General features: G+C 45.4%; 23 protein-coding genes. 18 read left to right on the top strand and 5 right to left on the bottom strand.

Features of this window, described 5'->3' with window-relative positions:
- Nucleotides 1–8: 8 nt before the first annotated feature.
- The gene (gene envZ, locus KO531_RS13245; RefSeq protein WP_219251399.1) at nt 9–1,325 is read left to right on the top strand and encodes a two-component system sensor histidine kinase EnvZ; all 1,317 of its coding nucleotides are present in this window, start codon (nt 9–11) and stop codon (nt 1,323–1,325) included.
- A gap of 128 nt (nt 1,326–1,453) precedes the next feature.
- Complete coding sequence (locus KO531_RS13250; protein WP_219251400.1) at nt 1,454–3,424, top strand: methyl-accepting chemotaxis protein; 1,971 nt, start codon at nt 1,454–1,456, stop codon at nt 3,422–3,424.
- A 37-nt stretch (nt 3,425–3,461) separates the two neighbouring features.
- Here KO531_RS13250 and KO531_RS13255 read toward each other — a convergent pair whose 3' ends face one another.
- Entirely contained in the window at nt 3,462–4,754 is a 1,293-nt protein-coding gene (locus KO531_RS13255) for a DUF5666 domain-containing protein (RefSeq protein ID WP_131525519.1), read from the bottom strand.
- An 86-nt stretch (nt 4,755–4,840) separates the two neighbouring features.
- On the opposite strand from KO531_RS13255, the gene KO531_RS13260 reads away from it, so the two are divergent.
- The 3 genes from KO531_RS13260 (at nt 4,841) to KO531_RS13270 (ending at nt 7,290) form a co-directional block, all read left to right on the top strand.
- Nucleotides 4,841–5,509 carry a response regulator transcription factor gene (locus tag KO531_RS13260; protein WP_131525518.1) on the top strand — a complete coding sequence of 223 codons (669 nt, stop codon included), beginning with the start codon at nt 4,841–4,843 and terminating at the stop codon, nt 5,507–5,509.
- Nucleotides 5,481–6,746 (top strand): HAMP domain-containing sensor histidine kinase, encoded by a 1,266-nt coding sequence (locus KO531_RS13265; protein WP_198572429.1) that lies wholly within the window; start codon nt 5,481–5,483, stop codon nt 6,744–6,746. The genes KO531_RS13260 and KO531_RS13265 overlap by 29 nt, the downstream gene beginning before the upstream one ends.
- 154 nt (nt 6,747–6,900) lie before the next feature.
- Nucleotides 6,901–7,290, top strand: coding sequence for a NirD/YgiW/YdeI family stress tolerance protein (locus KO531_RS13270; protein ID WP_113940229.1), 390 nt, complete (start codon nt 6,901–6,903; stop codon nt 7,288–7,290).
- Nucleotides 7,291–7,361: 71 nt separating this feature from the next.
- Here KO531_RS13270 and KO531_RS13275 read toward each other — a convergent pair whose 3' ends face one another.
- Complete coding sequence (locus tag KO531_RS13275; RefSeq protein WP_113940228.1) at nt 7,362–7,835, bottom strand: peroxiredoxin; 474 nt, start codon at nt 7,833–7,835, stop codon at nt 7,362–7,364.
- Between the two features lie 80 nt (nt 7,836–7,915).
- Complete coding sequence (locus tag KO531_RS13280; RefSeq protein WP_219251401.1) at nt 7,916–8,860, bottom strand: choice-of-anchor H family protein; 945 nt, start codon at nt 8,858–8,860, stop codon at nt 7,916–7,918.
- 367 nt (nt 8,861–9,227) lie between these two features.
- Between KO531_RS13280 and KO531_RS13285 the strand changes: the two genes are divergently transcribed.
- The 10 genes from KO531_RS13285 to KO531_RS13330 all read left to right on the top strand — a co-directional run bounded on the left by KO531_RS13285 (nt 9,228) and on the right by KO531_RS13330 (nt 18,333).
- Entirely contained in the window at nt 9,228–9,530 is a 303-nt protein-coding gene (locus KO531_RS13285) for a PepSY domain-containing protein (RefSeq protein ID WP_105250671.1), read from the top strand.
- Between the two features lie 2 nt (nt 9,531–9,532).
- The gene (locus KO531_RS13290) at nt 9,533–10,228 is read left to right on the top strand and encodes a response regulator transcription factor (RefSeq protein WP_105250672.1); all 696 of its coding nucleotides are present in this window, start codon (nt 9,533–9,535) and stop codon (nt 10,226–10,228) included.
- A complete protein-coding gene (locus KO531_RS13295; protein WP_105250673.1) occupies nt 10,221–11,585 on the top strand; it encodes an ATP-binding protein in 1,365 nt (454 codons plus the stop codon). The genes KO531_RS13290 and KO531_RS13295 overlap by 8 nt, the downstream gene beginning before the upstream one ends.
- 148 nt (nt 11,586–11,733) lie before the next feature.
- Complete coding sequence (locus KO531_RS13300) at nt 11,734–13,236, top strand: DUF3300 domain-containing protein (protein ID WP_219251402.1); 1,503 nt, start codon at nt 11,734–11,736, stop codon at nt 13,234–13,236.
- Nucleotides 13,237–13,495: 259 nt separating this feature from the next.
- Nucleotides 13,496–14,071, top strand: coding sequence for an alpha/beta hydrolase (locus KO531_RS13305; protein ID WP_198572434.1), 576 nt, complete (start codon nt 13,496–13,498; stop codon nt 14,069–14,071).
- Nucleotides 14,072–14,215: 144 nt separating this feature from the next.
- On the top strand, nt 14,216–14,389 hold the full coding sequence (locus KO531_RS13310; RefSeq protein WP_105250676.1) for a YezD family protein: 174 nt from the start codon (nt 14,216–14,218) through the stop codon (nt 14,387–14,389).
- A gap of 89 nt (nt 14,390–14,478) precedes the next feature.
- Nucleotides 14,479–15,492: a sulfate ABC transporter substrate-binding protein gene (locus KO531_RS13315; protein WP_198572435.1), complete on the top strand. Its 1,014-nt coding sequence runs from the start codon at nt 14,479–14,481 to the stop codon at nt 15,490–15,492.
- A 68-nt stretch (nt 15,493–15,560) separates the two neighbouring features.
- Nucleotides 15,561–16,385, top strand: coding sequence for a sulfate ABC transporter permease subunit CysT (cysT, locus tag KO531_RS13320; RefSeq protein WP_011790693.1), 825 nt, complete (start codon nt 15,561–15,563; stop codon nt 16,383–16,385).
- Between the two features lie 4 nt (nt 16,386–16,389).
- Nucleotides 16,390–17,241, top strand: coding sequence for a sulfate ABC transporter permease subunit CysW (cysW, locus tag KO531_RS13325; RefSeq protein ID WP_219251403.1), 852 nt, complete (start codon nt 16,390–16,392; stop codon nt 17,239–17,241).
- A gap of 27 nt (nt 17,242–17,268) precedes the next feature.
- Entirely contained in the window at nt 17,269–18,333 is a 1,065-nt protein-coding gene (locus KO531_RS13330) for a sulfate ABC transporter ATP-binding protein (protein WP_113940221.1), read from the top strand.
- Between the two features lie 24 nt (nt 18,334–18,357).
- Here the strand turns inward: KO531_RS13330 and KO531_RS13335 are convergent, their stop codons facing one another.
- Nucleotides 18,358–18,834: a cytoplasmic protein gene (locus KO531_RS13335; RefSeq protein WP_113940220.1), complete on the bottom strand. Its 477-nt coding sequence runs from the start codon at nt 18,832–18,834 to the stop codon at nt 18,358–18,360.
- Nucleotides 18,835–18,931: 97 nt separating this feature from the next.
- A complete protein-coding gene (locus tag KO531_RS13340) occupies nt 18,932–22,579 on the bottom strand; it encodes an EAL domain-containing protein (protein WP_219251404.1) in 3,648 nt (1,215 codons plus the stop codon).
- Nucleotides 22,580–23,194: 615 nt separating this feature from the next.
- Here KO531_RS13340 and KO531_RS13345 point away from each other — a divergent pair.
- The 3 genes from KO531_RS13345 to cyoB all read left to right on the top strand — a co-directional run bounded on the left by KO531_RS13345 (nt 23,195) and on the right by cyoB (nt 26,859).
- The gene (locus KO531_RS13345) at nt 23,195–23,584 is read left to right on the top strand and encodes a hypothetical protein (protein ID WP_168826289.1); all 390 of its coding nucleotides are present in this window, start codon (nt 23,195–23,197) and stop codon (nt 23,582–23,584) included.
- A gap of 189 nt (nt 23,585–23,773) precedes the next feature.
- Nucleotides 23,774–24,877 carry a ubiquinol oxidase subunit II gene (gene cyoA / locus KO531_RS13350; RefSeq protein WP_219251405.1) on the top strand — a complete coding sequence of 368 codons (1,104 nt, stop codon included), beginning with the start codon at nt 23,774–23,776 and terminating at the stop codon, nt 24,875–24,877.
- Between the two features lie 2 nt (nt 24,878–24,879).
- A complete protein-coding gene (gene cyoB / locus KO531_RS13355; RefSeq protein ID WP_198572439.1) occupies nt 24,880–26,859 on the top strand; it encodes a cytochrome o ubiquinol oxidase subunit I in 1,980 nt (659 codons plus the stop codon).
- Nucleotide 26,860 lies beyond the last annotated feature (1 nt).

The raw sequence follows: 26,860 nt of genomic DNA on the forward strand, positions 1-26,860 counted from the left end.
AGCCCACGATGAAAGCTAAGTTTTGGTGGCGGTTTGTTCCTCGCAGCGCATTTAGTCAAACCGTGATGCTGATTGGTTGTCTATTACTGATCAATCAGCTGGTGTCTTACGTCACGGTCGCAGTATATGTACTTAAGCCAAGTTACCAACAAATCAATCAGTTAATCGCTCGCCAAGTCAAATTACTGTTTGTCGACGGCATAGATATTGGCCGCGAACACTTAACCATAGTCGATGCCCTTAATGCCAAAGTCCACGACGATGGCATGAAAATCTACAATCAACAGCAAGCGCATGAAGCAGGTATTGAGCAAGCCACTTACTATGGTTTCTGGTCATCGCAGATGTCGGAATATCTTGGTGGCGATGCCGAAGTCCGCGTCACCCATGGCAGCGTATTACAGATTTGGATCCGTCCACCACAAGCGCCCTCGATTTGGATAAAAGTGCCACTTATCGGCCAAAATGTTTCAGATCTTTCGCCACTCACCCTTTATTTAATGGTGATTGGCGCACTTAGTGTCGCTGGGGGATGGTGGTTTGCTCGCCAGCAAAACCGCCCACTTAGGCGACTACAAAAAGCCGCGATTTCAGTCTCCCGCGGTGAATTTCCCGATCCCTTGCCGCTAAAAGGTTCGAGTGAAATTGTCGAAGTTACCAATGCTTTCAACCAGATGGCACACAGCATGAAGCAACTGGAGCAGGACAGAGCGCTATTGATGGCGGGGATCTCCCACGACTTGCGCACGCCGCTCACCCGTATTCGCCTCGCCTCTGAGATGATGGTTGAAGAAGATCAATATCTTAAAGATGGCATAGTCAACGATATCGAAGATATGGACGCCATCATCAGCCAATTTATTGCTTACATTCGCCAAGATCAGGAAACCAGCCGTGAGCTAGGCCAAATCAATAAACTCATTCAAGATATCGCTCAAGCAGAAGCCAATCGCGCTGGTGAAATTGAAGTGCTGTTAACTGACTGCCCAGAAGCTCAATTCCAAGCGATTGCCATTAAACGGGTACTGAGCAACTTAGTCGAAAATGCCTTTCGCTATGGTTCAGGCTGGATCCGCATTAGCTCGCAGTTCGATGGCAAGCGTATCGGTTTTAGTGTTGAAGATAATGGACCAGGGATCGATGAGTCGCAAATTACCAAACTATTTCAACCTTTTACCCAAGGTGATATCGCCCGTGGTAGTGTTGGTTCGGGCCTAGGCCTCGCCATTATCAAACGGATTATCGACAGACACCAAGGGCAAATTACCCTCTCCAACCGCGCCGAAGGCGGTTTAAAAGCCCAAGTGTGGCTGCCGCTGGAATAACGCGAGATCACATATTTGCAAATCAAATGACAACGCTGACATCCAAGTGAGCACTTGTCATATTAATGTCACCTTAAATTCATAAACTCAGCACAGTTACTGGCTCTGACCATTATGAAGATTGCAAAATGAAAATTTCAACGCTGTCGCTTTCTGCTTCTGCCCTGTTGTTATTGCTCGCGGGATTGCTAGCAGCCGTAGTGCTGTGGAGCAGTGATCAGCGGCAACAAATTGAGCAGCAAACACTGACATTACAAGCTATTCAGCAGGATTTTCTCGTCGGTGTACGCCGCGATCTCGATGGCTATTTAGCCAGTGGCAACGCTAGCCAACTTGAACAAGCGAAAACCAAACTCAGCGCCATTAAAAACCAGCTCACGCAGCTTAACCTCGCAGCCATGGGCGCTACCGACAATGACTTGCAAGCCAGCCTAAGCAACTTCATTCAAGATTTAGATACCAAGTACCGCGCCGCGGGTAAACTCGCTGGCAATCCTAGGCAACTGCTCGCCCACGCGGAATCTGAAATGCTCGACTACAACCGTCGTCTGGGCAGCTATGCCGATAAAGGCTTAGCCACAAATGCGGCGGTCGCCGAACAATATCTGCAATTGAGCCGCAATTTACCTTCTATCGTCTACCAACTTTCCCAACTGACCGATGGTTATCTGATCGGTAAAAATCAGCAGCTCAAGGGCATTTTAGACAGCACCAGCAAAGAGCTAAATACGTGGCACGACACCCTCAGCGCTCTGCCGTTAATCGGTGTATATGAGCAGCAAGAAGCCGATGAATTTGCACTCGGCGCAAGCGAACCGGAACAAATTGAAATCGGCGAGAGTGACCGCAGTGAACTGCTCAGTCTCGCCAATCGATACAACAAAGAAGTCGCCAATACCCACCAATTACTGCAAACAAACCAAGAGATGCAAGATCAACTCATTCAAGCGATTAGCAATGTGGAACAACAACTTATTGGCTTAGGTGAGGCCCAGACAGCAAAGAACCAGCAGCTGAAATATGAGTTACAGCTAATCCTCTACACTATGGTTTCCATCATGGCCTTGTTTGCGATTGGTTATTTAATCCTGCAGCAAAATCGCGTCGTCAAACCGCTAAAACGTCTCAACCAAGCTTTTATGAAATTAAGCGAATCGAACAGCCGCGAGCGTTTAGACATTAATCGTCGCTGCGAGACGGGCCAAATAGCAGGTCATTTCAACCAGTTACTGCACAGGTTTGAACAGGAAGACGAGGCACAGCGCCAGCAAATCACTAAGGTTTCTCAATCATTAAGCCAACTGGTGGCACGCATTACTCAGCTATCACAACACACAGAGCACACCCAAACGATTGTGGCCGATACGCAAACACAGACCGAGCATATCCGCAGCCTCGCCAATGAGGTGAGCCACACTTCGGCACTCGTGGAAGACAGCGCAGCCGAAACCATGCGCCAAATGCAGTCGAGTCAAGCACAAGCAGAGGCGGTATTGAGCGCGACCGAGCAAACACAAACCGCGGTCGGTCTGTGCCATTCGTCCCTTGAAAGCCTAAATAACTCAGTGACGGATGTATCGAAAATCATTGATGTGATTGGCAATATTGCCGAGCAAACTAACTTACTCGCCCTTAATGCTGCCATCGAAGCTGCGCGGGCTGGCGAGCAAGGTCGCGGCTTTGCCGTGGTGGCCGATGAAGTGCGTAATTTAAGCCAACGCACCCAAGTGTCTTTGAATGAGATCGTGAAAATTCTGCAACAACTTACCCAATCAAATCATGCTCTCAGTGAGAGTGTCGATGGCATAGCACAGGCCACCAGCAGCCAGAAACTGCGTGCTCAGAGTCTGTGGCAAGTGGCGCAAACAGTGCAAAACCAAGCAAGTGAAATGGCTAATACCGCCAAACAAGGCTCGCTCAATGCCAAAGAGCAAGTCGATTATCTCGATGAATTTGTTCGCACTATGGATAGTTTAAAAGAACAAGCGCAAACCAGTTCACTGCAGAGTGAGGTCATCGCCCAAGAAGTACAGCAGAGTGTAGAAGATATTGAAACCAGCTTGGGGATTGGGCAAAGCCAAATAAACCGTGCGGCCTAAAACCGCACGTTTATTCACTTAATTTCTCTATTTGTGTTTAATCGTCGATTCGACAATTGTGGATATTAGAGCCATCGAACTGACATTCGACATCAACCCATTTGCCTTCAAATGGCGTTAATGAAGCATCAGTCGCTTGATAGCCCCACAAGGTCTTTTGCATCACTAAACCCGACAAATCAAGCTCATTGCTTCGCACTTCAAGATCAATTTCTTTCACTAACCACTGGTTGTCTGCGAGTTCAACACCTTCTATTTGAATCCATTTTTGGTCAAGTGTCGCTAAGGTTAAACCGTCATCGAATTGAGTTCTGGCATCAATATCAAATGTAAATCCATTAATTTGTAGCTGATTATTGGTAGTCAGTGTCGCCAGACCTTCTAGCTCGAACTTTTTACCTAAGGTTGGAGGTATTCCACCATTATCATGTGATGTTTCAAATTCAACTTCTCTGGCCCATAAACCCTGCGGCATAGATTGAATATCTACATCGACTAGCTTGCCTTCAACCAAGTTAGCTTGCTTGCCATCTTCAAATTGAGTATTTGTAGTGACATAGAGTCGAGTACGGGCATTAAGCTCAAACTGCGTTTTATCTTGGTTGACCCAAGTAATAGTCCCTTCTAGCTCCATATCGTTAAAAGACGCCGTATCTTCCACCTCGACTTCAGAGGCAAAAAATGAAGCACCACTTTGCTGGCCTTCCACTTCGACCCATGCGCCTTCCTGTAAGCTGCCTTCTAAACGTGCGTTGGCATAATTAATCACTGCCGAACCGATATTGAATTGTTGCGCAGCCTTATTTAATCCAGAGACACGTCCCTCGATTTCAGCAAACGCAAAATTGGGGATAAGGTTTATAGAATTAACCTGCCATTCTCCCATTACCGTTGGATAACCATTTACCGCCACCCAATCGCCTACTTTATACTGGGTCGCGTCCGCTGGTTTAACGACTAAATTAATCCCATTAACGGCAATAGTATTTTGATTAACGGAACTGATTTCACCCACGAGGCTTGGATCTAATATGACATTTTTAGCCTGTTGGCCTTCATTATCAATTTTGACCCTCATCCCCATTTGAATGGCATTAACCTCTAACGGCTGTTGTCCATAGTGAATCTTAGCATTAGCGATATTGACGTTATATCCATTGACCGTAATCGAATTATTGTCAGAAGCGATATTTGTTACTGTACCGTTAATTTTTGCGGGTAACGTAGGTTGTGGAACGATAGGATCGGGTTTAGAGGTATCTGTTGATGAATCATTACCACCGCAACCTGCCAGCAAAATGGCCGTAATACAGACTAAGAGTTTATTCATTTTCTTCCCTATTATGTCTTGTTAAATCAGTGCTGGGCATCTTAGTATGAAGATCGTCAAGCAAATGTGAAGAAATGAATTAACCTATGAAAGTATTAATTGTTGATGATAATCATGATGTTATTGAAACAATCATGGATTATTTAACCCTAGAGGGGATTATTGCCGACTGTGCATATCACGGGGAAAGTGCAATCAATTTAATTCAACAAAACCATTACGATGTCATCATAATGGATATTATGATGCCCAAATTAGACGGTATTAATACGGTCAAAAAACTGCGTGAAGAAATTTATTGTAATACACCGATTATATTTTTAACCGCCAAAGATAGTTTGCAGGATAAAATTGATTCTTTTACATCAGGTGGGGATGATTTTTTAAATAAACCTTTCGCGATGGAAGAATTATGCTTACGACTACATTCACTGCATAATCGTGGCCCACGTTTAGATGTGGGTATTTTGCGCTTCAGTGATATCAGTTTAAATTTGCAAACCCATCAAGTTACCCGTGCTGGTAAAGAAATTAAGCTCAGTAAAATTCAGCGCACCATTCTTTCACTGTTACTAAAACATGCGCCCGCTATCGTGAGTAAAGAGCAATTGGTAGATACAGTATGGGGAGATGATGCACCTTCGAGTGATTCACTTCGCAGCCACATATACAGCTTACGCAGTGCACTCGATAAAGGTTTTTCAGACTCAAAATTAGAGACTATCCATGGCCAAGGTTACCGACTTATCCCCTGAGCATTTTCCGAGTTTATATAAAAAAATCCGCCTCACTTTTTTAGTATTAACTAGCTTGATGTTTGCCATTTTTTGGAGCCTCATTTATATCGCCGAAGAACAAATTGAGAAGATTAGCCTCGAGCAAACGCTGGCCACAGAGACTCGCGAATATCTAAAGAATTATCAAAGGTTTGGTGATAAAGCACAGCTCCCCGATATCAATGAATTGAAAACATATTGGAGCAAAGAGTTTGTACCAGCTTGGCTGCAACCTTATCAAAATACCGGATTTTACGAACATCAACTGGGTGACGAAGATAAACACTTTTTGATATCCGCTCATCCTTCTGGGCAAGGGCTGTTGTATGTGGTTTATAAGGATGACGCGGACGATTTCCTTGATAGTTATGAAGATAGAATGCACATTTTGATCTCTATTATGGGGATAGGTTTGCTCCTGTTTATCATGGCGTATGGATTGTATTTTGTACGTCTGCTATCCAGTCCACTCGCTGAGATTGAAAATAAAATCAATCAACTATCACCAAAAAGACCGACATCAACACCGAGTACTTCATACCGTGAAACCCGCCAGATTGAGCAAACCCTATTAAGCAACAAAGCTAAAATTGCCGCCTACTTCACTCGGGAACAAGAATTTAGCCGTTTTGCCTCCCATGAACTACGCACGCCCATTATGGTGATCCAAGGTTCGGTCGAATTGCTCAAAAAAATCCCCAATGCGACAACCGAGGCTCAACAATTAATGGTCAAAAAAGCCATTACACGTATTGATTACGCAGGGCATCAAATGAAAACGCTCACCGAGGCCTTTTTACTTCTCGGAAAAGAAGACATTGAATCCCAGCACTACAGCCAAATTGATTTAGCACCACGCCTTGAACACATTTTAGCTGAGATGGCACAACACTTTGCCAAGCAAGAAATCACCTACAGCTTAACGCTTAAAGATTGCTTGAGCATCAAGGCGCCACTGAGCTTTATTGACATAGTGATAGGTAATTTAATTAAAAATGCTTTCAATTACAGTGTCGGAAACATTGAAATTACGATGCAAAGCAACCAATTATGGATACTGAATCCACTAAGCACTCAAAGTACTGATACATCAGGCTATGGCTGCGGATTAATTATTATTGAACGTATTTGCGAGCGAATGGGCTGGGCATTTTCAACCCAAAACGATGGTGCTAGCTATCAGGCTTATGTTCAGTTTATAGATAATGCCCATTAACTGAAGTTAGCTTGGATAAATGACCTCGTTTTAGCAAATTCTGAGTTGCAAACCCAATCTTCACAACCGCTTCACGCTTGTCTTGGCACTATGCTCGCAACACTGTAATAGCCATTGAGGCTGAGTTACATAAAACCATAGAAAGGACAAACAGATGAATAAAATGACTCTTACCGTTTTCGCAATGGCACTTTCATTCACGACTATGGCCAGCCAAGCAGGCTTTCAACCTACAACGGGTGAACCTCAAATACAGGGTGGCTTCCAAGGGCCGAGCGCAAGACAAGTGATTCATGATGTGGTGAGCGCGCTCAATGCCAGTGATGACGCCCAAATTGAGTTAACGGGCCATATCATTTCTTCCATTGGACACGATGATTATATTTTCCGTGACGCTACGGGTGATATTAAGGTCGAAATTGATGATGATTTATGGCGCGGCAACACAGTAACACCTGAGACTCAGGTCATTATTCGTGGTGAAGTGGATAAAGATTGGTCTGAAGTGACCATAGATGCAGACAACATTCAAATCGTACAATAAATGGATTTAGTTAAAGCCAGCCAATGAATGGCTGGCTTTGGTCACATCCAAACTTCATGTCTTAAATACGCTTAGATAGCAGCCAAAACAACTTCAGCTTTACTGGCTTCAAAAGCCTTTGGCTCTTCTACATTCAGTAGAGTCACTACACCGTTATCGATGATCATGGCATAACGTTGTGAACGCACTCCACCAAAACCGGCAGTATCCATCTCCAAACCTAAGGCTTTAGTAAAGCTGGCATCGCCATCGGCTAACATCATTAATTCAGAAGCATTTTGTGCTTCGCCCCACGCTTTCATCACAAAGGCATCGTTCACAGCAACACAGGCAATCAAATCCACGCCTTTCGCTTTAAATTGATCGGCTAATACCACATAGCCAGGTAAATGCGCTTCAGAACACGTTGGAGTAAAAGCACCTGGCACTGCAAACAATACGACTTTTTTACCCGCGAACAATTCGGTAACTTGGTGATTCACCATGCCATCTTTAGTCAGTTGACCTAATGTGGCAGCAGGTAATGTTTGACCTTGAGCAATCATGTCTTTCTCCATTTAGTTAAAATAACTCATCCATACTAGCCCTATTTACCGCAGATAAACACCGAGAGAAATAAGGGCGATTAGGCTCGAGTTCGATTCAACCGCAGCCCCGCACACAAACTAAGACATAACAAACCTAATACTGAGAAGGCGCCGCCACTTTCCTCAACAACGATAATGTCGGGCTCTCTGTCTCGATCGCTACTCTCCAATGGCAGCGCATACAAACTATCGGTCTCATCGGCGCTAATGGTCGCAACAATATCGCTGTAACCCACTTCATACACATCAATCAACACATCATAGTGATCCGTCGCATAACCCGTGTAGAGCGTGGTCAACACTTCGTAATCGTCCTGTGTCGAATCGCCGTAAATGGTAAATACGTCTGTGGTGTAGTAATGCACCCAAGGGCCACCATCACGACTGAGATAAAGCTCGGCAAATAAATCAGCTCTTTCATTAAGATATGCACCATTGACATCAACGTCGAAGGTCACGCTAAACGTTTGATAAAACCCATCGTAGTCAAAGTCTTCAAACAAACGACTGCTGGCATCAAAAATCGAAAAGCTGTGATACACAGGTGCGCGGTAGGGATCGTCACTGGTCGCGCTCGAACTCGGAATCCCTTGGCTCGCATGTTTCGCTGTCACTTGCTCACGCGTCATCGGCGAGGCGCCCATAAGTTGCACTCGGTTTGCCGTCGGCGCTTTGGATGATAAGGCTGGCGCCAAGGATTTCACGGCCGCAGCGGCGACTTCAGTGACATTTTTTGCGGGCGCGGCTTGTTGTAACAAAGTTAAGGCTTGTTGTTCCTGCTCGGCAGCTTGCTCGCTATTTTCTGCTTTTTTGGCAATACCAACGCTGGCTGCAGTAAATGGCGTTAAGCTTTGCGATGACTCCAGTTCGCGGGGCTGAGCGCTAGCGACAGATGACGCTAAAAACAGCGCAGCAATAGCCGTTGCCATAAACAGCTTAACATTAACTGTGGCTGCCATATCTTGCTTATTGAGTGTGTTCATCTTGAATATCCTATGGATAACCCGTTCAAATTGGAGCTATTAAAGTGCAATGAAGGTGAACATAAGCTGAACATCAACGCCCACTGTTCTCAGCCAGAAGATACGTTCAGCCCGAGTTCATCTGGAATGGGTAACACTTACAAAACTTAAACGATACAAGCGCGAGCATAGAGATAGACTCGCCAACAGAACCTCAGTTCTGTCACGAATAACAAAATAACTGCCAAAGTTAATTTTGAAGGAATTGTGCCAACCAATTGGCTGATCTCTATGTGTTTGTTAAGGTGATGAGGTATTCTTAGTCGACTCGATAAGTTATCCATCTCACTCATTAACTTAAGATCGCTGAACATTGCGGGTACCCGATATGAAACTTGGTTTGACCTTGGCCCTAATCACTTGCTTATCAGCCTCCTTTGGTTGCATAGCAGGTAATGATAGACATGATGATCGCAATCAGCCTCGTAACCAAGGTGCGAAGAATGAGCAGCGCCGTCTAGCGGTCAATAGCCCTGATCAAGCGGTGGCAATGGCGCAACGACAATTTCAAGGCAAAGTATTGAGCGTACAATCCAGCGGATCGGGATATCGTATTAAAATCCTCAATAATGATGGCCAAGTATTTTCTGTTTCAGTAGATGCCGCAACGGGCCGAGTCTCGAGGAACTAACGATGCGATTGTTACTAGTTGAAGATGATATAGAACTACAGACTAACTTAAAGCAACATCTCCTCGATGCCCATTACAGTATCGATGTGGCGAGTGATGGTGAAGAAGGCTTATTTCAAGCGCTCGAATACAACTATGATGCAGCAATTATCGATGTAGGTTTACCTAAACTCGATGGTATCGCCTTGATCCGTAGCGTGCGTGAACAAAAACGCGACTTTCCTATCCTGATTTTAACCGCAAGGGACAGTTGGCAAGATAAGGTTGAAGGACTCGATGCCGGTGCCGACGACTATCTGACGAAACCTTTCCATCCCCAAGAACTCATCGCACGACTAAAAGCCCTGATCCGTCGCTCTGCCGGTAAGGCCAGCCCCCTGATCTACAACGGCCCCTTTAGCCTTAACACCAGCAGTCTAGAAGTACGTAAAGGCGAAGAACTGGTTAATCTCAGTGGTTCTGAATACAAGTTATTCGAATTTTTTATGTTGCATCAAGGCGAAGTCAAATCAAAAACTGTACTCACAGAGCATATTTACGATCAGGATTTTGATTTAGATTCTAACGTCATCGAAGTCTTTATCCGCCGGTTACGCAAAAAACTCGACCCAGATAATCAATACAACTTAATTGAAACTCTGCGCGGCCAAGGTTATCGCCTAAAAGCGTTAACGTCCGGGCAAGCAGCCGATGAGTAAACGCGCCATGGCGTGGCAAGTGTTGAACTCCCTAAAAGCACGCTTAGTTGCCAGCGCGCTATTATTTATCTTAGTGTTATTACCTTTGATCGGCGTTGCCTTAAACGATGCCTTTACCGAACAAGTTAAAAGCGCAACCAAGAATGAACTCAGTGCCTATGTCTATTCGATTCTCGCGGTGACTGAAGTCGAAAACAAACAAATCTCCATCCCAGAGTTAGTGTTAGAGAATCGTTTTAACCTCATTCAATCAGGGCTGTATGCCATTGCAACCACTGAAGACGCCAGCGGCAAACAAGATATAGTGTGGCACTCGCAATCTTTTATGGGGATTACGCCACCGCCACATTTTACCATCCCGGCCACAGGTCAAAGCGCATTTGAGCAAATCGAGCTCGCCGATCAACTCCATTTGATTTATAGCTTTAGTGTCAGTTTTGCCAGCCAAAATCAAAACGTGCCAGTGACAATCCACATCATTAAAGACGAGCGAGAATTTCAGCAGCAAATTGATCAGTTTAATCAACAGCTTTGGACTTGGCTGCTGATCTTAATGTTAGTCATGTTAGTGTTTCAATTGAGTTGGTTACTGTGGACGTTGCGACCTTTAGCACGCTTTACCCAAGAGTTACATTCCGTCGAGCAAGGTAAGTCGATGCAGCTAAGTAGCCAGTACCCCACTGAATTACAAGCGGTTGCTCGGCAGCTTAATATTTTGCTCAATACCGAACAAACCCAACGAAAACGCTATCGTAATGCCTTGGCCGACCTAGCCCATAGCCTCAAAACACCACTGGCGGTGATCAAGAGTCAGGCCGACTTAAGCGAATCCTCCAGTGAGCAAGTATCAGTGATCAGCCGGATCATTGGCCACCAGCTAAAACGCGCCCAAACCGCAGCGGCGGCCTCGTGGCATTTAGGTATTCGTGTCGATGAAGTCGCCGCTAAGTTATTACGCACATTAGCTAAAATTTATCGAGAGCCACAAATCAATCTCAGCGGCGAGATGGTAGAACACGCAGTATTCAAGGGGGATGAAGCAGATCTGACTGAAATTCTAGGCAATTTACTCGACAACGCCTGTAAAGCCGCGAAGTCTACGGTGACATTAACGGTCACAGGCGATGCCTATCAACTGCTAATCTGTATCGAAGATGATGGCCCAGGGATCAGTGAAGCCCTGCAAAATCAAATCTTTGAACGTGGTATTCGCGCAGACTCCTACCTTCAAGGTAATGGTATTGGGCTTGCTATCGTGCGCGATTTAGTCGACAGCTATAACGGCAGAATTTCTGTCTCTCGTTCAGAAACCTTAGGTGGTGCCAAATTTAGCATCAGCTTTGCACACTCAGTTTAAGTCTTTATTTTCAATTTGATAGATTTATTACTTCTCTTAAAACTTGGATATAGATAAATATTTAACCGCAAAACACTTTCAGCTTATGTTCATATTCACACGCCTAATATGCCCATAACATCCTCGAACAGGATTATTGGAGCAAACCATGAACAGACTACATCGATGGAATTGGCTAGTGTTAACGGCGGCATTAGTGGCCTTGCCTTTCACTACCACAGCCCAAGCTGCGGGCGTATCTGTGAGCCAAGGATCGAGCACAGCGGCAAGCCAAGCCGAACTCGAACAAATGCTGGCGCCTATTGCCCTGTATCCCGATAGCTTACTGACCCACATACTTATCGCTTCAACTTATCCACTCGAAATAGTGCAGGCACAGCGTTGGTTAACCCAGCGCCCCAAATCATCGATCGACCAAATTATGTCGCAAGCCGAAGATCAGGACTGGGACCCGAGCGTCAAAGCCTTGCTGGCCTTCCCGACGCTGCTACAAAAAATGAGTGAAGATCTCGAATGGACTCAAAGACTCGGTGAAGCCTTCTTAGAAGATGAAGGCCAAGTGATGAACAGCATTCAGTCCCTAAGACAACAGGCTGATAAAGCGAATAGCTTAGCGGACATGGATAACATGGCAATTACACGCGCCAACAATCAGATCATCATAGAACCCGCGAAGCGAGAAATCGTCTACGTCCCCTATTACGATCCACGCGTGGTTTACGGCACATGGCGTTGGGGTGTGGCTTATCCACCTGTATATTGGGAATTTGGCGGCTATGCTGGCTATCCCTATCGTCCGAGTCATAACCATTTCTACTGGTCACCGGGCATCCATATTTCCTTTAACTACTTCTTCAGTTCGTTCCACTGGCACAACCATAAAGTGGTGGTGATCGACTATCGCCATTCACACCGATATCGCCCACGGGAAAGGTACAGTGTTAGCCATGGAGCACAACCTTGGAAACATAAACCCGAACATAGACGCGGCGTGAGTTATCACAATCCAGTGGTGAAACAACGCTATTACCGTGATGATAAATATCGCGGCAGAGATTCACACTCAAGCGGCAGTAAACAGCACTTCAATAGCCAATATTCGAAGTCTAAAGAACGCCAAGATACCCATAGTAATCTGGGTAATATGAGTAATCAGGGCAATAAAAGTCGTGATAATAAAGACTATCACAACGTCAGCCGTGAACGTGATAACCGCACGCCGAGTTATCAGAAAACACAAGCCGAGTTAAAGGAGCGTCGCTCCGCCCCTATGGTACAAACACCAACCCACAAGGAGCGTAATGACATGCAATCAAGACCCGTGCAGTCAAAGCCAATGTCATCAAAGGAGCCTCAGCAAAGGCAATACCAAACTCGGGAGTCACAGCCGCGTAATGTCGATCAACAAAGGGCACAGTCACAAAGGCAAGAAAAACCAAGAACTATGACCCCAAGAGTTGAAACGCCACGACCTGAAACAAGACGTACAGAGCCACAACGGATTGAACAACCAAGACAAGCGGCGCCTAGACAACGCGAAGAAGTGAGAGTGAGACAAAGTGAGCCACGCCAAAATGCGCAAACCGCTCGCTCGGTAGAACATAACCAAGGTCGATCAACTCAAAGCCAAGAACGTCGCCATAGGGAATAACAAGATATAAACTGAAAACGAGTGCCCAGAAGACTCACCCTCTTACTGGGCATTTTTATGGATTATTTATCTGTAACATCACCTCACAAAGGCAACTTCCTCCAGAATTAATATCCTAAATATATCTCATATTCCAAAATGAACTACAAATAATAATTTTAATAACCAAATTTGTAGATATAGTCAGAGTGCGAGTCAAACTGGCTTCATCCGGTCGTCATTTGGCTCTCTTATAAACTCACATCTTGGAGGATGAAATATGGCAACCTTATTAATTGTGCCAGGGTTTGGTGGTAGTGGCCCTTTACATTGGCAAAGTTGGATTGCACAAAAATATGAATCAGCTATATGGGTCAATGACTTACCACTATTAGAGCCTAAGATTCATATCTGGGCCAATGCCATTTGCCGCGCAATCGATCAAATCGAAGGTGAAATCCTCATCCTCGCCCACAGTTTTGGCTGTTTAGCGACAAGCCTTGCCATCGCTCATCATCCACAGCGGGTAGCAGCAGCTATTTTAGTCGCGCCAGCATCACCAGCACGATTTTCTGAGAATGGACACATTCTGCCTGAACACGATGGCACTCAAACGATCAAACACTTGTTGCCAAAACATCCCTTAGGTGTCACAGGGCTTGTCATTGCCAGTGAAAACGATCCTTGGATGCCCTTTAATCAAGCTGCAAAACTGGCAAAAAAATTTGGATTCCCAACAATCAACTTAGGGTTAAGTGGCCACATTAATGTCGATTCCGGACATGGACAGTGGCCCCTCATTGATGTGCTTATTGGTAATCTTATCTATCAAATAGAAAGTGCAACTCAGATCTAGCCTAACGATCTCGCAAACTCAAACACACAAAAGACACAATTATTACATAAAAGAATATCAAATCGCAAAATGTAACTTTTTAGTTATCAATATTTGATTATAATTCCAATTACGTTGTCAAAAACCAATTACATGAGGACTTATATGGCAACCAAAGAAGATCTACAAACCGTGATCCCCGTGCTCGTCAATAGTTTAGAAAAACTACTGGGTAGAATTGAGTTTGGGACAGTGGAATTAACCTTTCACCATGGGAAATTAGTGCAATTAGAAAAGAAAGAAAAAATTCGTTTAGACCAAGTTACGCCGTCAAAATAAAAACGAAATTTACCACCCAATCAACACAGCTAGACCACATCGCTGACCGGTCAACCGGAAGCCTTATTAAATAATATGAGGATTTCGGTATGAATATTTTATCTCACCTACAAAAAGCAACACTCACCTTAGTTTTGGCCTCTGCTAGTTTTCTCGCACTCGCTGAAGATACGCTATTGAATGTTTCCTATGATCCAACCCGTGAATTCTATCGGGAATATAACCAACTCTTCAGCCAATATTGGCAAAAACAAGGCCATAAAGCCCCAACCATACGTCAATCTCACGGTGGTTCAGGCTCGCAAGCTCGCTCAGTTATCGATGGATTAGAAGCGGATGTTGTCACCCTAGCACTGGCCTATGACGTTGATGCATTAAGACAAAAAGCGGATTTAATTCCTGAAAATTGGCAAAGTCGCCTGCCACACAATAGCTCGCCCTATACCTCGACCATAGTGCTATTGGTTCGCAAGGGAAATCCCAAAAATATCCATGACTGGAATGACTTAGTTCGTGAAGGTGTAGAAGTCATTACCCCAAATCCTAAGACTTCAGGCGGGGCACGCTGGAACTATCTCGCTGCTTGGGGTTATGCACTGAAGCAATACGGCTCAGAAGAAAAAGCGTTAGAGTTTGTCACTCAGATTTATAAAAACGTACCTGTGCTGGACTCAGGCGCCCGTGGCGCAACCAATACCTTTGTACAGCGTAACATTGGCGATGTGTTCATCGCTTGGGAAAATGAAGCCATATTATCTGTTGAGCAGTTAGGAAAAGGTGAATTTGAAATTATTGTTCCAAGTGTCAGTATTCTTGCCGAGCCACCAGTGACAGTGGTAGATAAAAATGTCGATCGCAAAGGGACACGTAAGTTAGCAGAAGCTTACTTAGCACATCTCTATACTGATGAAGCACAACACCTAGCAGCAAAACACTTTTATCGCCCGACAAACCCAGACGTTGCGTTGCAATACAAAGACAAGTTTCCACAACTGACGCTCTTTACCATTGATGAGGTTTTTGGTGGCTGGAACAAAGCACAAAAAACTCATTTTAATGATGGTGGTCAATTCGATTCTATTTTAACCAAGATTAGCAAGTAATCTTTTACGCGGTTTCACTCATACGAAACCGCCCATGAGTTTCACTTATCTCGCGACGGAATAATGATATGAGCAAGGTTGTCATAAAATCTGTGCTACCTGGATTTGGTATTACCTTAGGCTTCTCAGTTTTATATTTAAGTTTGCTATTTCTTATTCCTGTAGCCGGATTAGTTCTGTTTACGCTGCAAATGAGTTGGGCTGACTTTTGGGTCGCAATTAGTCATCCTCAGGTTGTAGCCTCATACAAGCTGTCATTTACGGCGTCTTTTATTGGCGCCAGCATTAATGCCATTTTTGGGACTCTCGTCGCTTGGGTGTTAGTACGTTATCAATTTTTTGGTAAAAAAGTCGTCGATGCTTTAGTCGATCTGCCTTTTGCCTTACCGACGGCTGTCGCAGGTATCGCGCTCGTAACGCTTTATTCGACTACCGGGTGGGTAGGTCAATATTTACACTTATGGGGTATTAAAGTCGCCTACAGTCAAATTGGTGTTGTGATCGCCTTAACTTACATTGGATTGCCCTTTGTCGTACGAACAGTACAACCGGTTTTGGCTGATTTTTCAAAGGAACTTGAAGAAGCATCTGCATCCCTCGGTGCTAATCGATTAACCACCATAAGAAGAGTGATCCTACCTGCGGTATTACCTGCATTATTAACGGGTTACGCCTTAGCCTTTGCACGTGCAGTAGGCGAATATGGTTCCGTCATTTTTATCTCGGGCAATTTGCCCTATCGCACCGAAATTACTCCGCTACTGATAGTGTCCAAAGCTGAGCAATATGACTATAACGGCGCTGCGGCTATCGGAGTGGTCATGCTCGCAGCAGCTTTCCTCTTATTGTTATTAATTAATAGCCTACAGTGGTGGGCGAGTAAAAGAGGTTAAGTCTATGGGCCAAATATCGACTGTAAATTATCAAGCTACCACTGAGGCACCTTGGATAAAGTGGAGTTTAATCGGGATCGCATTAAGCTTTCTCGCACTGTTTCTGGTTTTGCCATTAGCGGTTGTGCTCTACGGCGCCTTTGAAGCGGGTCTCAAGATCTGGTGGCAAGCCGTGACCGATCCCGATGCGCTCGCTTCCATTCGCCTCACCTTATTAGTGTTAATTATTGTTGTACCCACCAATGCTATTTTTGGTGTCGCCATCGCTTGGGCTATTGCTAAATTTGAGTTTAGAGGCAAAACCATACTGATCTCGATAATCGATATGCCCTTCGCCATTTCACCCGTCGTGGTCGGGCTGATTTTTGTGATCCTCTTTGGTGCCCAAGGCTGGTTTGGGCCTTGGCTTGCTGCCCATGATTTAAAAGTGATTTTTGCCGTTCCGGGCATAGTCATTGTCATCATGTTTGGCACTTTACCCTTTATTGCCCGTGAACTCATCCCACTGATGCAGCAACAGGGCAAAGATGAAGAAGAGGCCTCACTCACCTTAGGCGCCAGTGGTTTAAAGACCTTTTGGTACGTCACTTTACCGAATATTAAGTGGGGCTTACTCTACGGCGTGATCCTGTGTAATGCCCGCGCTATGGGCGAGTTTGGGGCAGTAGCAGTAGTCTCAGGGCGCATTCGAGGTGAGACCAATACTATGCCGCTACACATAGAAGTGCTTTATAACGAATACATGTTTACGGCCGCGTTTGCCGTGTCATCCCTACTCACAGGTTTAGCACTGGTCACTATCGTGCTGAAAGGCCTTGTGGAGTGGAAAGATGAGCGCAAACATCAAATTAACTAAACGCAAAGTCCTTAGGAACAGAGCATTATGAGCATACACATTCAACAAGTTAATAAGCGTTTTAGTGATTTTGTTGCCGTGGACTCGGTCAATTTAGAGATCAAAACCGGAGAGTTGACGGCCCTTTTAGGTCCATCCGGCTCAGGCAAAACAACTTTACTCAGGATTATTGCCGGACTCGAACAGGCCGACAGTGGCATAGTCAGATTTAATGGCGAAGACATCACCACACAGCATGTGAGTGAACGCGGTGTCGGTTTTGTATTCCAACATTACGCCCTGTTTAAACATATGACTGTATTCGAAAATGTCGCCTATGGACTCACAGTCAGACCACGAAAGACACGTCCGACTAAGGCAGAAATTGCCGATAAGGTGCATTCATTACTCAAACTCGTCCAATTAGATTGGACTGCTAATCGCTATCCATCACAACTTTCAGGCGGTCAAAGGCAACGCATCGCACTCGCCCGCGCGCTTGCGGTCGAACCTAAGGTTCTACTGTTAGACGAACCCTTTGGCGCGCTCGATGCAAAAGTCCGCGCAGAATTACGCCGCTGGTTAAGACGCTTACACGATGAGATTAATGTCACTACCGTATTTGTAACCCATGATCAGGAAGAAGCACTCGAAGTCGCAGACAAAATCGTGGTGATGAATCAAGGTCGTATCGAGCAGCAAGGTACGCCAGAAGAAGTCTATGATAATCCAAGCAATCCTTTTGTGTACGAGTTTCTCGGCAATGTGAACCTATTTCATGCCCGGGTAAAACAAGGGCATAGCACTATAGGCAATATCCACATTCCCTCACCTGAACACACAATTAGCGAAGAGCAACAAGGCTTAGCCTATGTGCGCCCACACGAAATCGAGGTACTGACACAACCAACTGAAAATGCCCTTAAAGTCAGTTTAGACTTAGTGACCATAGTTGGCCCAGCAGTGAGATTAGAAGTCCTAACTGAGCTAGATAACCAACTGATCCATGTTGAATTATCTAAAGTGCAATTTAAACAGCTTGGCATAAACAAAGGTGATAGCGCTTGGATCCAGCCGCGCTATACCAAAGTCTTTTTAGGGGAAGGTATTTAGCCACTCACCGCCCTAATCAATAGATTAGAACTTCAAGGTCAAGGACTGACCTTCTCCCATTCCCTGCCACTCAACACTCAAATCCATAATCTCATTGAGAATATGATCAAAATCTGTTTGGTTAACAGTAGGAACGGCTAAGTCTCGACTGCTACAGGCTTGCTCTAACAGATAAATAAAGCCGTCATAGGTTGGCGTTTCACCCGACCACAGTAGCGACTGCAGGGTCTCAACTATGGATTCGGTTTGCCACACCTCCGTTTTATCAGCGATGGCGCGGGAGGTTTCATTATGCTCTAAGGTAAAGCTGATATCGGCGCCAGCTCTGATCTGCGAGAAAAAAGCGCCTTGAATATGCAGGCGTTTTTCAACCACATAGTGGATCATATCGTGAGGTGCTATACCTTGTTCTGGCATTTGGGTTTGGGTCGCACTACCGTCCATGCGCACACAGCGCAACTGGCCATAACGCTGAGTACCTTTAGTGAAGATGACTTGCATAAAACCATCCTTAGTATTTTGATTAACGCATGCATAATGCGAACTCAAGTATAGTCCAACTCTGCGCCAGCATTAGAAAAACAACAACACTCTGCCGTTATAAATTACGCTGGATAAAGCGGAAACACTCTTCTGCCGCTAAGGGTTTACTAAAGTAAAACCCTTGCACTAAGTCGCACCCCATGCTCGACAATAATACCAATTGCGCCTCGTTTTCAACCCCTTCAGCGACCACAGTTAACCCCAATTCATGGGACATAGAAATAGTTGCAGCGCTAATGGCTGCATCGTTCGGGTCGGTCTCAATATCCTTCACAAAGGATCGGTCGAGCTTTAACCTGTCTAAGGGCAAGAGTTTCAAATAGGATAAAGAGGAATATCCTGTACCAAAATCATCGATGGCGAGCTCGATACCATGTTGGCGCAATTCCGCTAATAGGCGCGCATTCTGTTCAGGATATTGCATCGCCACACTCTCGGTAATCTCCAGCTCCAGTGCACCTTTGCCCAACTTATGCTTCACCAGCACATTGGTAATATCGGCGACTATCGTATCCTTACGGAGTTGATGCGCTGACAGATTCACCGCCATTCGCAACTCAGTGGCACCCGCTGCGCGCCAGACAGCAAGTTGCGCCATCGCCGTTTCTAACACCCATTGGCCAATTGGGATGATCATGTCGATCTCTTCGGCAATGGGAATAAAACGGTCAGGCGCTATCATGCCAAATTCGGGATGCTGCCAGCGCACAAGCGCTTCGACACTGACCACTTGCCCGCTTCTAATATCAATTTGTGGCTGATAATGAAGTCGTAATTCGTCGTTTGCTAACACTTGCCTTAGGCCAGTTTCAATATGCTGGCGCTCAGTGATCAAAGTGTTCATTGCCGCAGTAAAGAATTGATAGTTATTGCGTCCAGCCGCTTTTGCGCGGTACATGGCCATATCAGCATTTTTCATCAAGGCTTCAACACTGTCACCATCATTGGGGAATAAACTGATCCCTATACTTGGCGATGAATGTAATGCTTGATTATTAATCACATAGGTTTGACTCAAACCACTACGCAGCGCCTCGGCCAAACTGGCCACTTCATCATGGTTTGTATCGGACAAGGCAACCACAAACTCATCGCCCCCCAAACGCGCCACAGTATCATTATCACCAACGATGTATTTCAAACGTCGGGCCACCTCTAGCAGCAGTTGATCGCCCACATGATGGCCCAAGGTATCGTTGATATTTTTAAAGTGGTCCATGTCGATAAACATTACCGCTATTTGGCTGTGGGATACCAGAGCATCCTTAAACACCACTTCGAGGCGCGACTGCAAGCTCAGTCGATTAGGCAATAAGGTCAAAGAGTCATGATGGGCAAGGAAATGAATGCGTTCCTCACTGACTTTACGCTCACTGATATCGGTAAAGCTGCCAATATAGTGGCTCACGGCACCAGAATCATCCCGCACCACAGACATCATCAACCATTTCGGGAAATCGTAGCCTTGTTTATGCCTATCCCAGACTTCACCTTGCCAGAAACCCGTTTGCTCGAGGGCAGCACGGACTTGAGAATCGATACTTTTATCCGTTCGTTCAGCCTCTATAAAACGGCAGTTTTTACCAATAATGTCCTCTCGGGAATAACCCGTGATCTGAGAAAATGCGCTATTCACATCCACAATGATATCGTTGGCATCCATAATCGTGATGCCTTCACCACTCTGCTGAAATACTTGCGCCAAGAGATTTACCCGCGCAACGGTACGCTCCTGCTCGGTAATATCTTCGACAATAAACAAAATGAGCTGTTCACCATTAGCACCAGTAACTAAAGCCCCGTTGAGGCGCACCGCCACTAATTGGCCATTTTTATGTAAATAATGCTTCTGATAGGGACCGTAACGGCGCGTCTGCTTTAAGCGCTCTAATTGCTCAGTTTCACTTAATTGATAACGCTTTGGGGTAAGATCCCAAGGATCAAGTTGATTAAGCTCATCGAGTGAATAACCCGTAATCGCTTGAAAGGCAGGGTTAATCGCCACAAATTGACCATCGTCTAAACGTTTAAGCACATGCCCTACAGGTGCCTTATCAAACAAATTACGATATCTTTGCTCGCTTTCGACTAAAGTGGCCTGAAAAGCCTGACGACGGGCAATTTCCTTTGACAAGGCCATGGTTTTTTCCGTCACTTTCGCGGCAATACGTTGACGCTCACCGGAGGAAACCAATGTCATACCACCCACAACGGCACAGGTAATAAAGGCGAGCAGAAGCATCAGTAGCGATAAGCTAAAAGTATCGCCCATCAGCACCGCATAGGATTGATAAATCACTATGTGCCAATGACGATCCGCTAACATCAGGTTTGCCTGAAAATACTGCCCAGTTTTATCGCTGAAGAGCTTACTGCTAAATTCGGGAAACGATTTTCGAGTATTGCTATAAAGTAAGGTACCGCCCGCACTCATATCTGTCAGTTGCCACTGCAACCCTTTTACACTATCAACATCATCAATAATGCCTTGCAAATCAATTACGGCAGAACAAAACCCTGAGATCTTACCCAATCTGTCAAAAGCAGGAGCAATGAGTAAGGTGCCACCAGGGCCATTGGGATCTTGTGCTAATTGAATCTTGGCTGTCATCACGGGTGCTAACGTCGCACGCACTTTTGCGATGGCTGCGGCTCGCGTCGGCTCACTATTGAGATCTAATCCCAAGGCCGCTTCGTTACCTATCTGCGGCTGAATATACATCACAGGGACTAGCCAACCATCAGTATTCGCCTGCCAGCCTTCGGGACGGGTCACTTTGTAGGAACCACCAACCACAGAACGAATGGATGCCTCAAAACTTTGCTGATCGGCTGCCGCCACAAGCGGTGACCAAGACCAAGCTCTAAAGCCATCCTTCATCAACATATTGCGTTTGCCAAACTGTACAAACTCATCCTCAGAAACCTGCTCGCTATTGTCGAACAAGCTTGCTAAGGCAACAATTTGTTGGAGGTTCGCATCTTGAAAACTTTCAATATTGCTAATAATCGCATTAGATTGAACCAGAAACTTATCCTGTAACTGTTGGCGCTGATTCATATCTGAGTAGTAATAAATCCCCACGCAAAATAAAAAGCCCACCAGCAGAGGCACACCCGTCTGAATGCGGCGAGAACGCCAAATAACTCGCTTATCAAATAGCAACATAGTCAGAGGGATAAATATCACGGCACCGAGCAAATCCCCAGTCCACCAATTTATTAAACTACCCAGTAAATCGGACTGTGGAATCGTACCGTTAATCACTAAGGAGAAATTGCCAAAAACAGTCGCTACAGTACAAGTTAAAGCTAAACTCAAGCAGGATTTAATGACGGCGTTAGGATTATCTAGGGTGAATAAATGATCGACCCGCCCAAGAACATAGGCAGAAAGCACTGCCTGTATAGATGAGCCAATTGAAATCGCAAAGGGCAACCACCCCCAATGGATATGTCCGCTGATGTTGAGATTAATCAACAAAGAACCAATGAACACGCCAATCCAAGGCGCATATTCTTTCCATAAAACACAAGCGGCAATAGCAATACCTGCGGCAGGCCAAATTGCAGCAGAATATCCAGGCGGCAAAGCAATCATCAAACCAATTTTACCTACAATAACGTAAGCTAAGGCGATGAAAATGTTTACCTTAAGGTATGGGATAAATGACTTTATGTGTAGTCCTTCATGCTGACGCACTTCGAGAATTGAGAAGCATCATGCCCTACTCACAGGCTCAATCTCAAGCACATATCAGGGGCGAGATAAGTTCACAGTTTAATAATCGGTTTATCTAATGTAAATAGCGTAAATGACTGACACAATCACTCATTTAACGTGATGTTTTTATTTGGGATGCCGATCTCAAATGCACTTAATCACACAGCCAAACTTGGCGAGCCCAATCTTGCGACAAACAAGCTAACCCATCAAGACAACTATCGGCAACATTAGCCCCGCCATAGAAGTTAAGCTTAGTCTTTTTACGGGTAAAGCTAACATGTTTATAGGGGCTATAATCAACTCAATGACACCACAAGCAAATCAACTTTAGTCAAAATGAATAAATGAGAGGCTTCACAATTTTTTATTTTATGAGAACAAAATCAGTTTAAATACCGTTAATTTTGTAAAATTAACGATCGCATTTGGTTTTAATTAAGGTTTTTTTAATACTTAAGCCCTTTTACTACGGGGATCCGCTTTCATTCAATAGCCGCTTCTTGGTATCCTCCTGCCGCATAAAAAAGTTACATGCTGAATATTTTTTGTTCTGCCAACTGACTCCTTTTCCCGTTCAGCCGGACTCATTAATTGAAATTAGCTCTTAGCCAATTCATTGTTGAAAGATTGAACCTAACTATTCGGCTTTCAACCTTTAGCATGACAAACCTAACCCTGTTTTTCGGGTTATTGTTTGTGCTGCCTGTAGCTGACGTTTTATACGTATTAATCGGCGGTTGTGTTGATATTAGTGAACTCATCAGCCTCAGCAATGGCTTTTTGGTCGAGTTTATCGGCGCTAGTTTGCTCAGCCTGTTATTACTCAATCCCCTCGTTATTCTGCAGTTATGGCATTTAATCGACTGCTGCTTCAAATTTTTCAATCATCTCGATTTAACTAACGCTTCACTTTTTTTAGCACCCCCAAGGCTAAAATCCCTCGAACATACCGCCCACGGTTGTCGCGCTCCGCCATTTTAACCCTCTGTTTTTAAATTCAAATTAAGCATTAAGCGCTGAAAGCGGATCTTAGATTTGCCTCGGGATGGCGGCACATTATTGTGTCATACCTCTTGGGTCTCAGGATTTGCGCTCAGATAACGCCGCTTAGTGCGACTGCCGGTTAACGCTTGGCAGAGTTGTAAACCTTAGGGTTAGAGGAATCTTCCTTTGTTAATTCGAAAATTAAGTAAAGCAGCAATCGCGGCAGTAGCACTCATGCTCGCGGGTTGTGATGGCGGAGTATTGGACCCTAAGGGCCAAATCGGTATCGATGAAAAACACCTGATTATCGTCGCCACCCTACTCATGCTCATTGTCGTTATCCCTGTGATTGCCATGACATTGTACTTCGCGTGGAAATACCGCGATGGCCGTGATCAGGAAATCTATGCGCCTAAATGGGCACACTCAACAGCGATTGAAACCGTAGTGTGGATAGTGCCGATTGTGATCGTGATAGTGCTAGGTGTGATCACTTGGGGTTCGACCCATGATCTTGATCCATACAAACCTTTAGAGCACGAAGCGAAACCCGTCACGGTTGAAGTGGTGTCGCTGGACTGGAAATGGTTATTCATTTATCCAGAACAAGGCGTGGCATCGGTCAATGAGTTGGCGTTCCCAGCCAATGTGCCAGTGAACTTTAAGATCACCTCTGATACTGCGATGAACTCCTTCTTCATCCCGCAGTTAGGCAGCCAGATTTATTCTATGGCGGGCATGACCACTAAGTTGCATTTGATCGCTAACGAGCCCGGCACCTTCGACGGTATTTCGGCTAACTACAGCGGCGCCGGATTTGCGGGCATGAAGTTTAAAGCAATTGCCACTCAAACACCTGCCGACTTCGATGCATGGGTTGCCAAGTTAAAACAACAGGGCAAGACATTGAACTCAGCGGCCTACGCCACACTGGCTAAACCGAGTGAATACAATCCAGTTGAATACTTTGGCTCAGTGAGCAAAGGGATGTTTGACCAAATCGTGATGCAATACATGCACATGGACTCACATGAGAGCATGAAAGGTCACGAAGGAATGGACATTCACGCAGGCATGGAACACATGGGCACTGAGCACACATCTGACATGGCAGACATGAAAGGTATGCACGACATGGCACATATGGCAGGCGAGCACGCGATGGAACATACACAGAACATGGCCGACATGGATAGCTCAACACCTTCTGTACCGTCATCAACACAGGATTCATCCACAGAACCTTCATCCTTAGAGCACTCATCCACTCACAAAGTGGAGGCGGAGTAATCATGTCATTTCTCGGTAAATTAAGCTTAGATGCGATTCCCTATCACGAGCCCATCATCATGGTGACCCTAGCGGTCGTCGCTGTGGTAGGTTTGTATATCGCAGCCTTGATCACTAAACACAAAAAATGGAGTGTACTCTGGAATAATTGGTTAACCTCAGTTGACCATAAACGCCTCGGTATCATGTACATAGTGTTGGCTTTGGTGATGCTCATTCGTGGCTTCTCCGATGCCATTATGATGCGTACCCAGCAAGCACTCGCCACCAACGGCGCCGCAGGTTATCTGCCGCCAGAACATTACGACCAGATCTTCACCGCCCACGGCGTGATCATGATTATCTTTATGGCGATGCCATTTATGATAGGTCTAATGAACTTAGTGGTGCCGCTGCAGATTGGCGCCCGCGACGTTGCCTTCCCCTTCTTGAATAACCTTAGTTTCTGGCTGACCGCCTCTGGCGCTGTGCTGATCAATATTTCATTGGGTTTAGGTGAATTTGCTAAAACAGGTTGGGTGGCGTATCCCCCCCTCTCAGAGCTGGCTTACAGTCCGGGGGTTGGAGTCGATTACTATATCTGGGCACTGCAAATTTCAGGCATAGGGACAACCTTAACCGGGGTGAACTTTATCGCCACCGTACTGAAGATGCGCGCCCCCGGCATGAAGCTGATGCAAATGCCAATCTTCACTTGGACTTGTACTTGGGCGAACATTTTGATCGTCGCGTCATTCCCAATATTAACCGCCGTGTTAGCCATGTTAACGCTCGACCGTTATATGGATTTCCACTTTTTCACCAATGACGGTGGCGGTAACGCCATGATGTATATCAACCTATTTTGGGCGTGGGGACATCCTGAAGTGTACATCCTGATTTTGCCTGCTTTTGGTATTTTCTCCGAGGTGATCTCAACCTTTACGGCTAAGCGTTTGTTTGGTTACACCTCTATGGTGTGGGCGAGCGGTGCGATTTCAATTTTAGGTTTCATCGTTTGGTTACACCACTTCTTCACTATGGGCTCCAGTGCCAACGTCAACGCTTTCTTCGGGGTGATGACTATGGTGATTGCCGTTCCAACCGGGGTGAAACTGTTTAACTGGTTGTTCACTATCTACCGTGGCCGCCTAAGGTTAACTGTACCTGTGTTGTGGACGCTAGGCTTTATGGTGACTTTCACCATAGGCGGTATGACAGGTGTGCTATTAGCCTTACCAGGAGCCGATTACGTTCTACATAACAGTTTGTTTTTAATCGCGCATTTCCATAACACTATTATTGGTGGTGCGGTATTTGGTTACTTAGCAGGCTTTGCTTACTGGTTCCCTAAAGCGACAGGTTTCCACTTGAATGAACGTTTAGGTAAAGCGTCATTCTGGTGCTGGCAAATCGGTTTCTACGTGGCCTTTATGCCGCTGTACGTATTAGGCTTTATGGGTATGACGCGCAGAATTAGCCATACGGATAACCCAGCATGGAACCTGTGGATCTACTTAGCCGCTGTGGGTGCTTGCATCATCATGGTCGGTATCATTCTGCAGTTTATCCAACTGTACGTGAGTATCCGTGACCGCGACCAAAACCGCGATACTACGGGCGATCCATGGAATGGCCATACTTTAGAGTGGTCAACCGCTTCACCACCACAGTTCTATAACTTCGCTAAGCTGCCACAGGTTGATGATATCGATGCCTTTACCGATGCGAAAGAAAAAGGCTTGGCTTATCAAGGCCTCAAACACTATCAGCCAATCCATATGCCGAAAAATACCTCAAGCGGTATCTTAATGGCGCTGGGGATCACTGCCGCGGGTTTTGCCGCTATTTGGCACATTCTGTGGTTAGCCATTGTGGGCTTAGTGGGCGCGTTTATCGTGTTCTTATTCCGTGCCTATAACAATGACGTCGACTATTACGTGCAACCCGATGAAGTGGCTCGCATTGAAAATGCCCACTTAAACAATGTAGTAAGGGGCTGAT

Source organism: Shewanella sp. NKUCC06_TVS, from assembly GCF_019345515.1.
GTDB classification, from domain to species: Bacteria; Pseudomonadota; Gammaproteobacteria; order Enterobacterales; family Shewanellaceae; genus Shewanella; species Shewanella oncorhynchi.

Coding starts and splice junctions, on each gene's coding strand:
- KO531_RS13265 (WP_198572429.1), top strand. CDS start 5,481: ATGGCCAAGGTTACCGACTTATCCCCTGAGCATTTTCCGAGTTTATAT.
- KO531_RS13280 (WP_219251401.1), bottom strand. CDS start 8,860: ATGAACACACTCAATAAGCAAGATATGGCAGCCACAGTTAATGTTAAG.
- KO531_RS13300 (WP_219251402.1), top strand. CDS start 11,734: ATGAACAGACTACATCGATGGAATTGGCTAGTGTTAACGGCGGCATTA.
- KO531_RS13305 (WP_198572434.1), top strand. CDS start 13,496: ATGGCAACCTTATTAATTGTGCCAGGGTTTGGTGGTAGTGGCCCTTTA.
- envZ (WP_219251399.1), top strand. CDS start 9: ATGAAAGCTAAGTTTTGGTGGCGGTTTGTTCCTCGCAGCGCATTTAGT.
- KO531_RS13315 (WP_198572435.1), top strand. CDS start 14,479: ATGAATATTTTATCTCACCTACAAAAAGCAACACTCACCTTAGTTTTG.
- cysT (WP_011790693.1), top strand. CDS start 15,561: ATGAGCAAGGTTGTCATAAAATCTGTGCTACCTGGATTTGGTATTACC.
- KO531_RS13260 (WP_131525518.1), top strand. CDS start 4,841: ATGAAAGTATTAATTGTTGATGATAATCATGATGTTATTGAAACAATC.
- KO531_RS13335 (WP_113940220.1), bottom strand. CDS start 18,834: ATGCAAGTCATCTTCACTAAAGGTACTCAGCGTTATGGCCAGTTGCGC.
- KO531_RS13270 (WP_113940229.1), top strand. CDS start 6,901: ATGAATAAAATGACTCTTACCGTTTTCGCAATGGCACTTTCATTCACG.
- KO531_RS13295 (WP_105250673.1), top strand. CDS start 10,221: ATGAGTAAACGCGCCATGGCGTGGCAAGTGTTGAACTCCCTAAAAGCA.
- KO531_RS13250 (WP_219251400.1), top strand. CDS start 1,454: ATGAAAATTTCAACGCTGTCGCTTTCTGCTTCTGCCCTGTTGTTATTG.
- KO531_RS13285 (WP_105250671.1), top strand. CDS start 9,228: ATGAAACTTGGTTTGACCTTGGCCCTAATCACTTGCTTATCAGCCTCC.
- KO531_RS13290 (WP_105250672.1), top strand. CDS start 9,533: ATGCGATTGTTACTAGTTGAAGATGATATAGAACTACAGACTAACTTA.
- KO531_RS13310 (WP_105250676.1), top strand. CDS start 14,216: ATGGCAACCAAAGAAGATCTACAAACCGTGATCCCCGTGCTCGTCAAT.
- cysW (WP_219251403.1), top strand. CDS start 16,390: ATGGGCCAAATATCGACTGTAAATTATCAAGCTACCACTGAGGCACCT.
- KO531_RS13275 (WP_113940228.1), bottom strand. CDS start 7,835: ATGATTGCTCAAGGTCAAACATTACCTGCTGCCACATTAGGTCAACTG.
- KO531_RS13255 (WP_131525519.1), bottom strand. CDS start 4,754: ATGAATAAACTCTTAGTCTGTATTACGGCCATTTTGCTGGCAGGTTGC.
- KO531_RS13330 (WP_113940221.1), top strand. CDS start 17,269: ATGAGCATACACATTCAACAAGTTAATAAGCGTTTTAGTGATTTTGTT.
- cyoB (WP_198572439.1), top strand. CDS start 24,880: ATGTCATTTCTCGGTAAATTAAGCTTAGATGCGATTCCCTATCACGAG.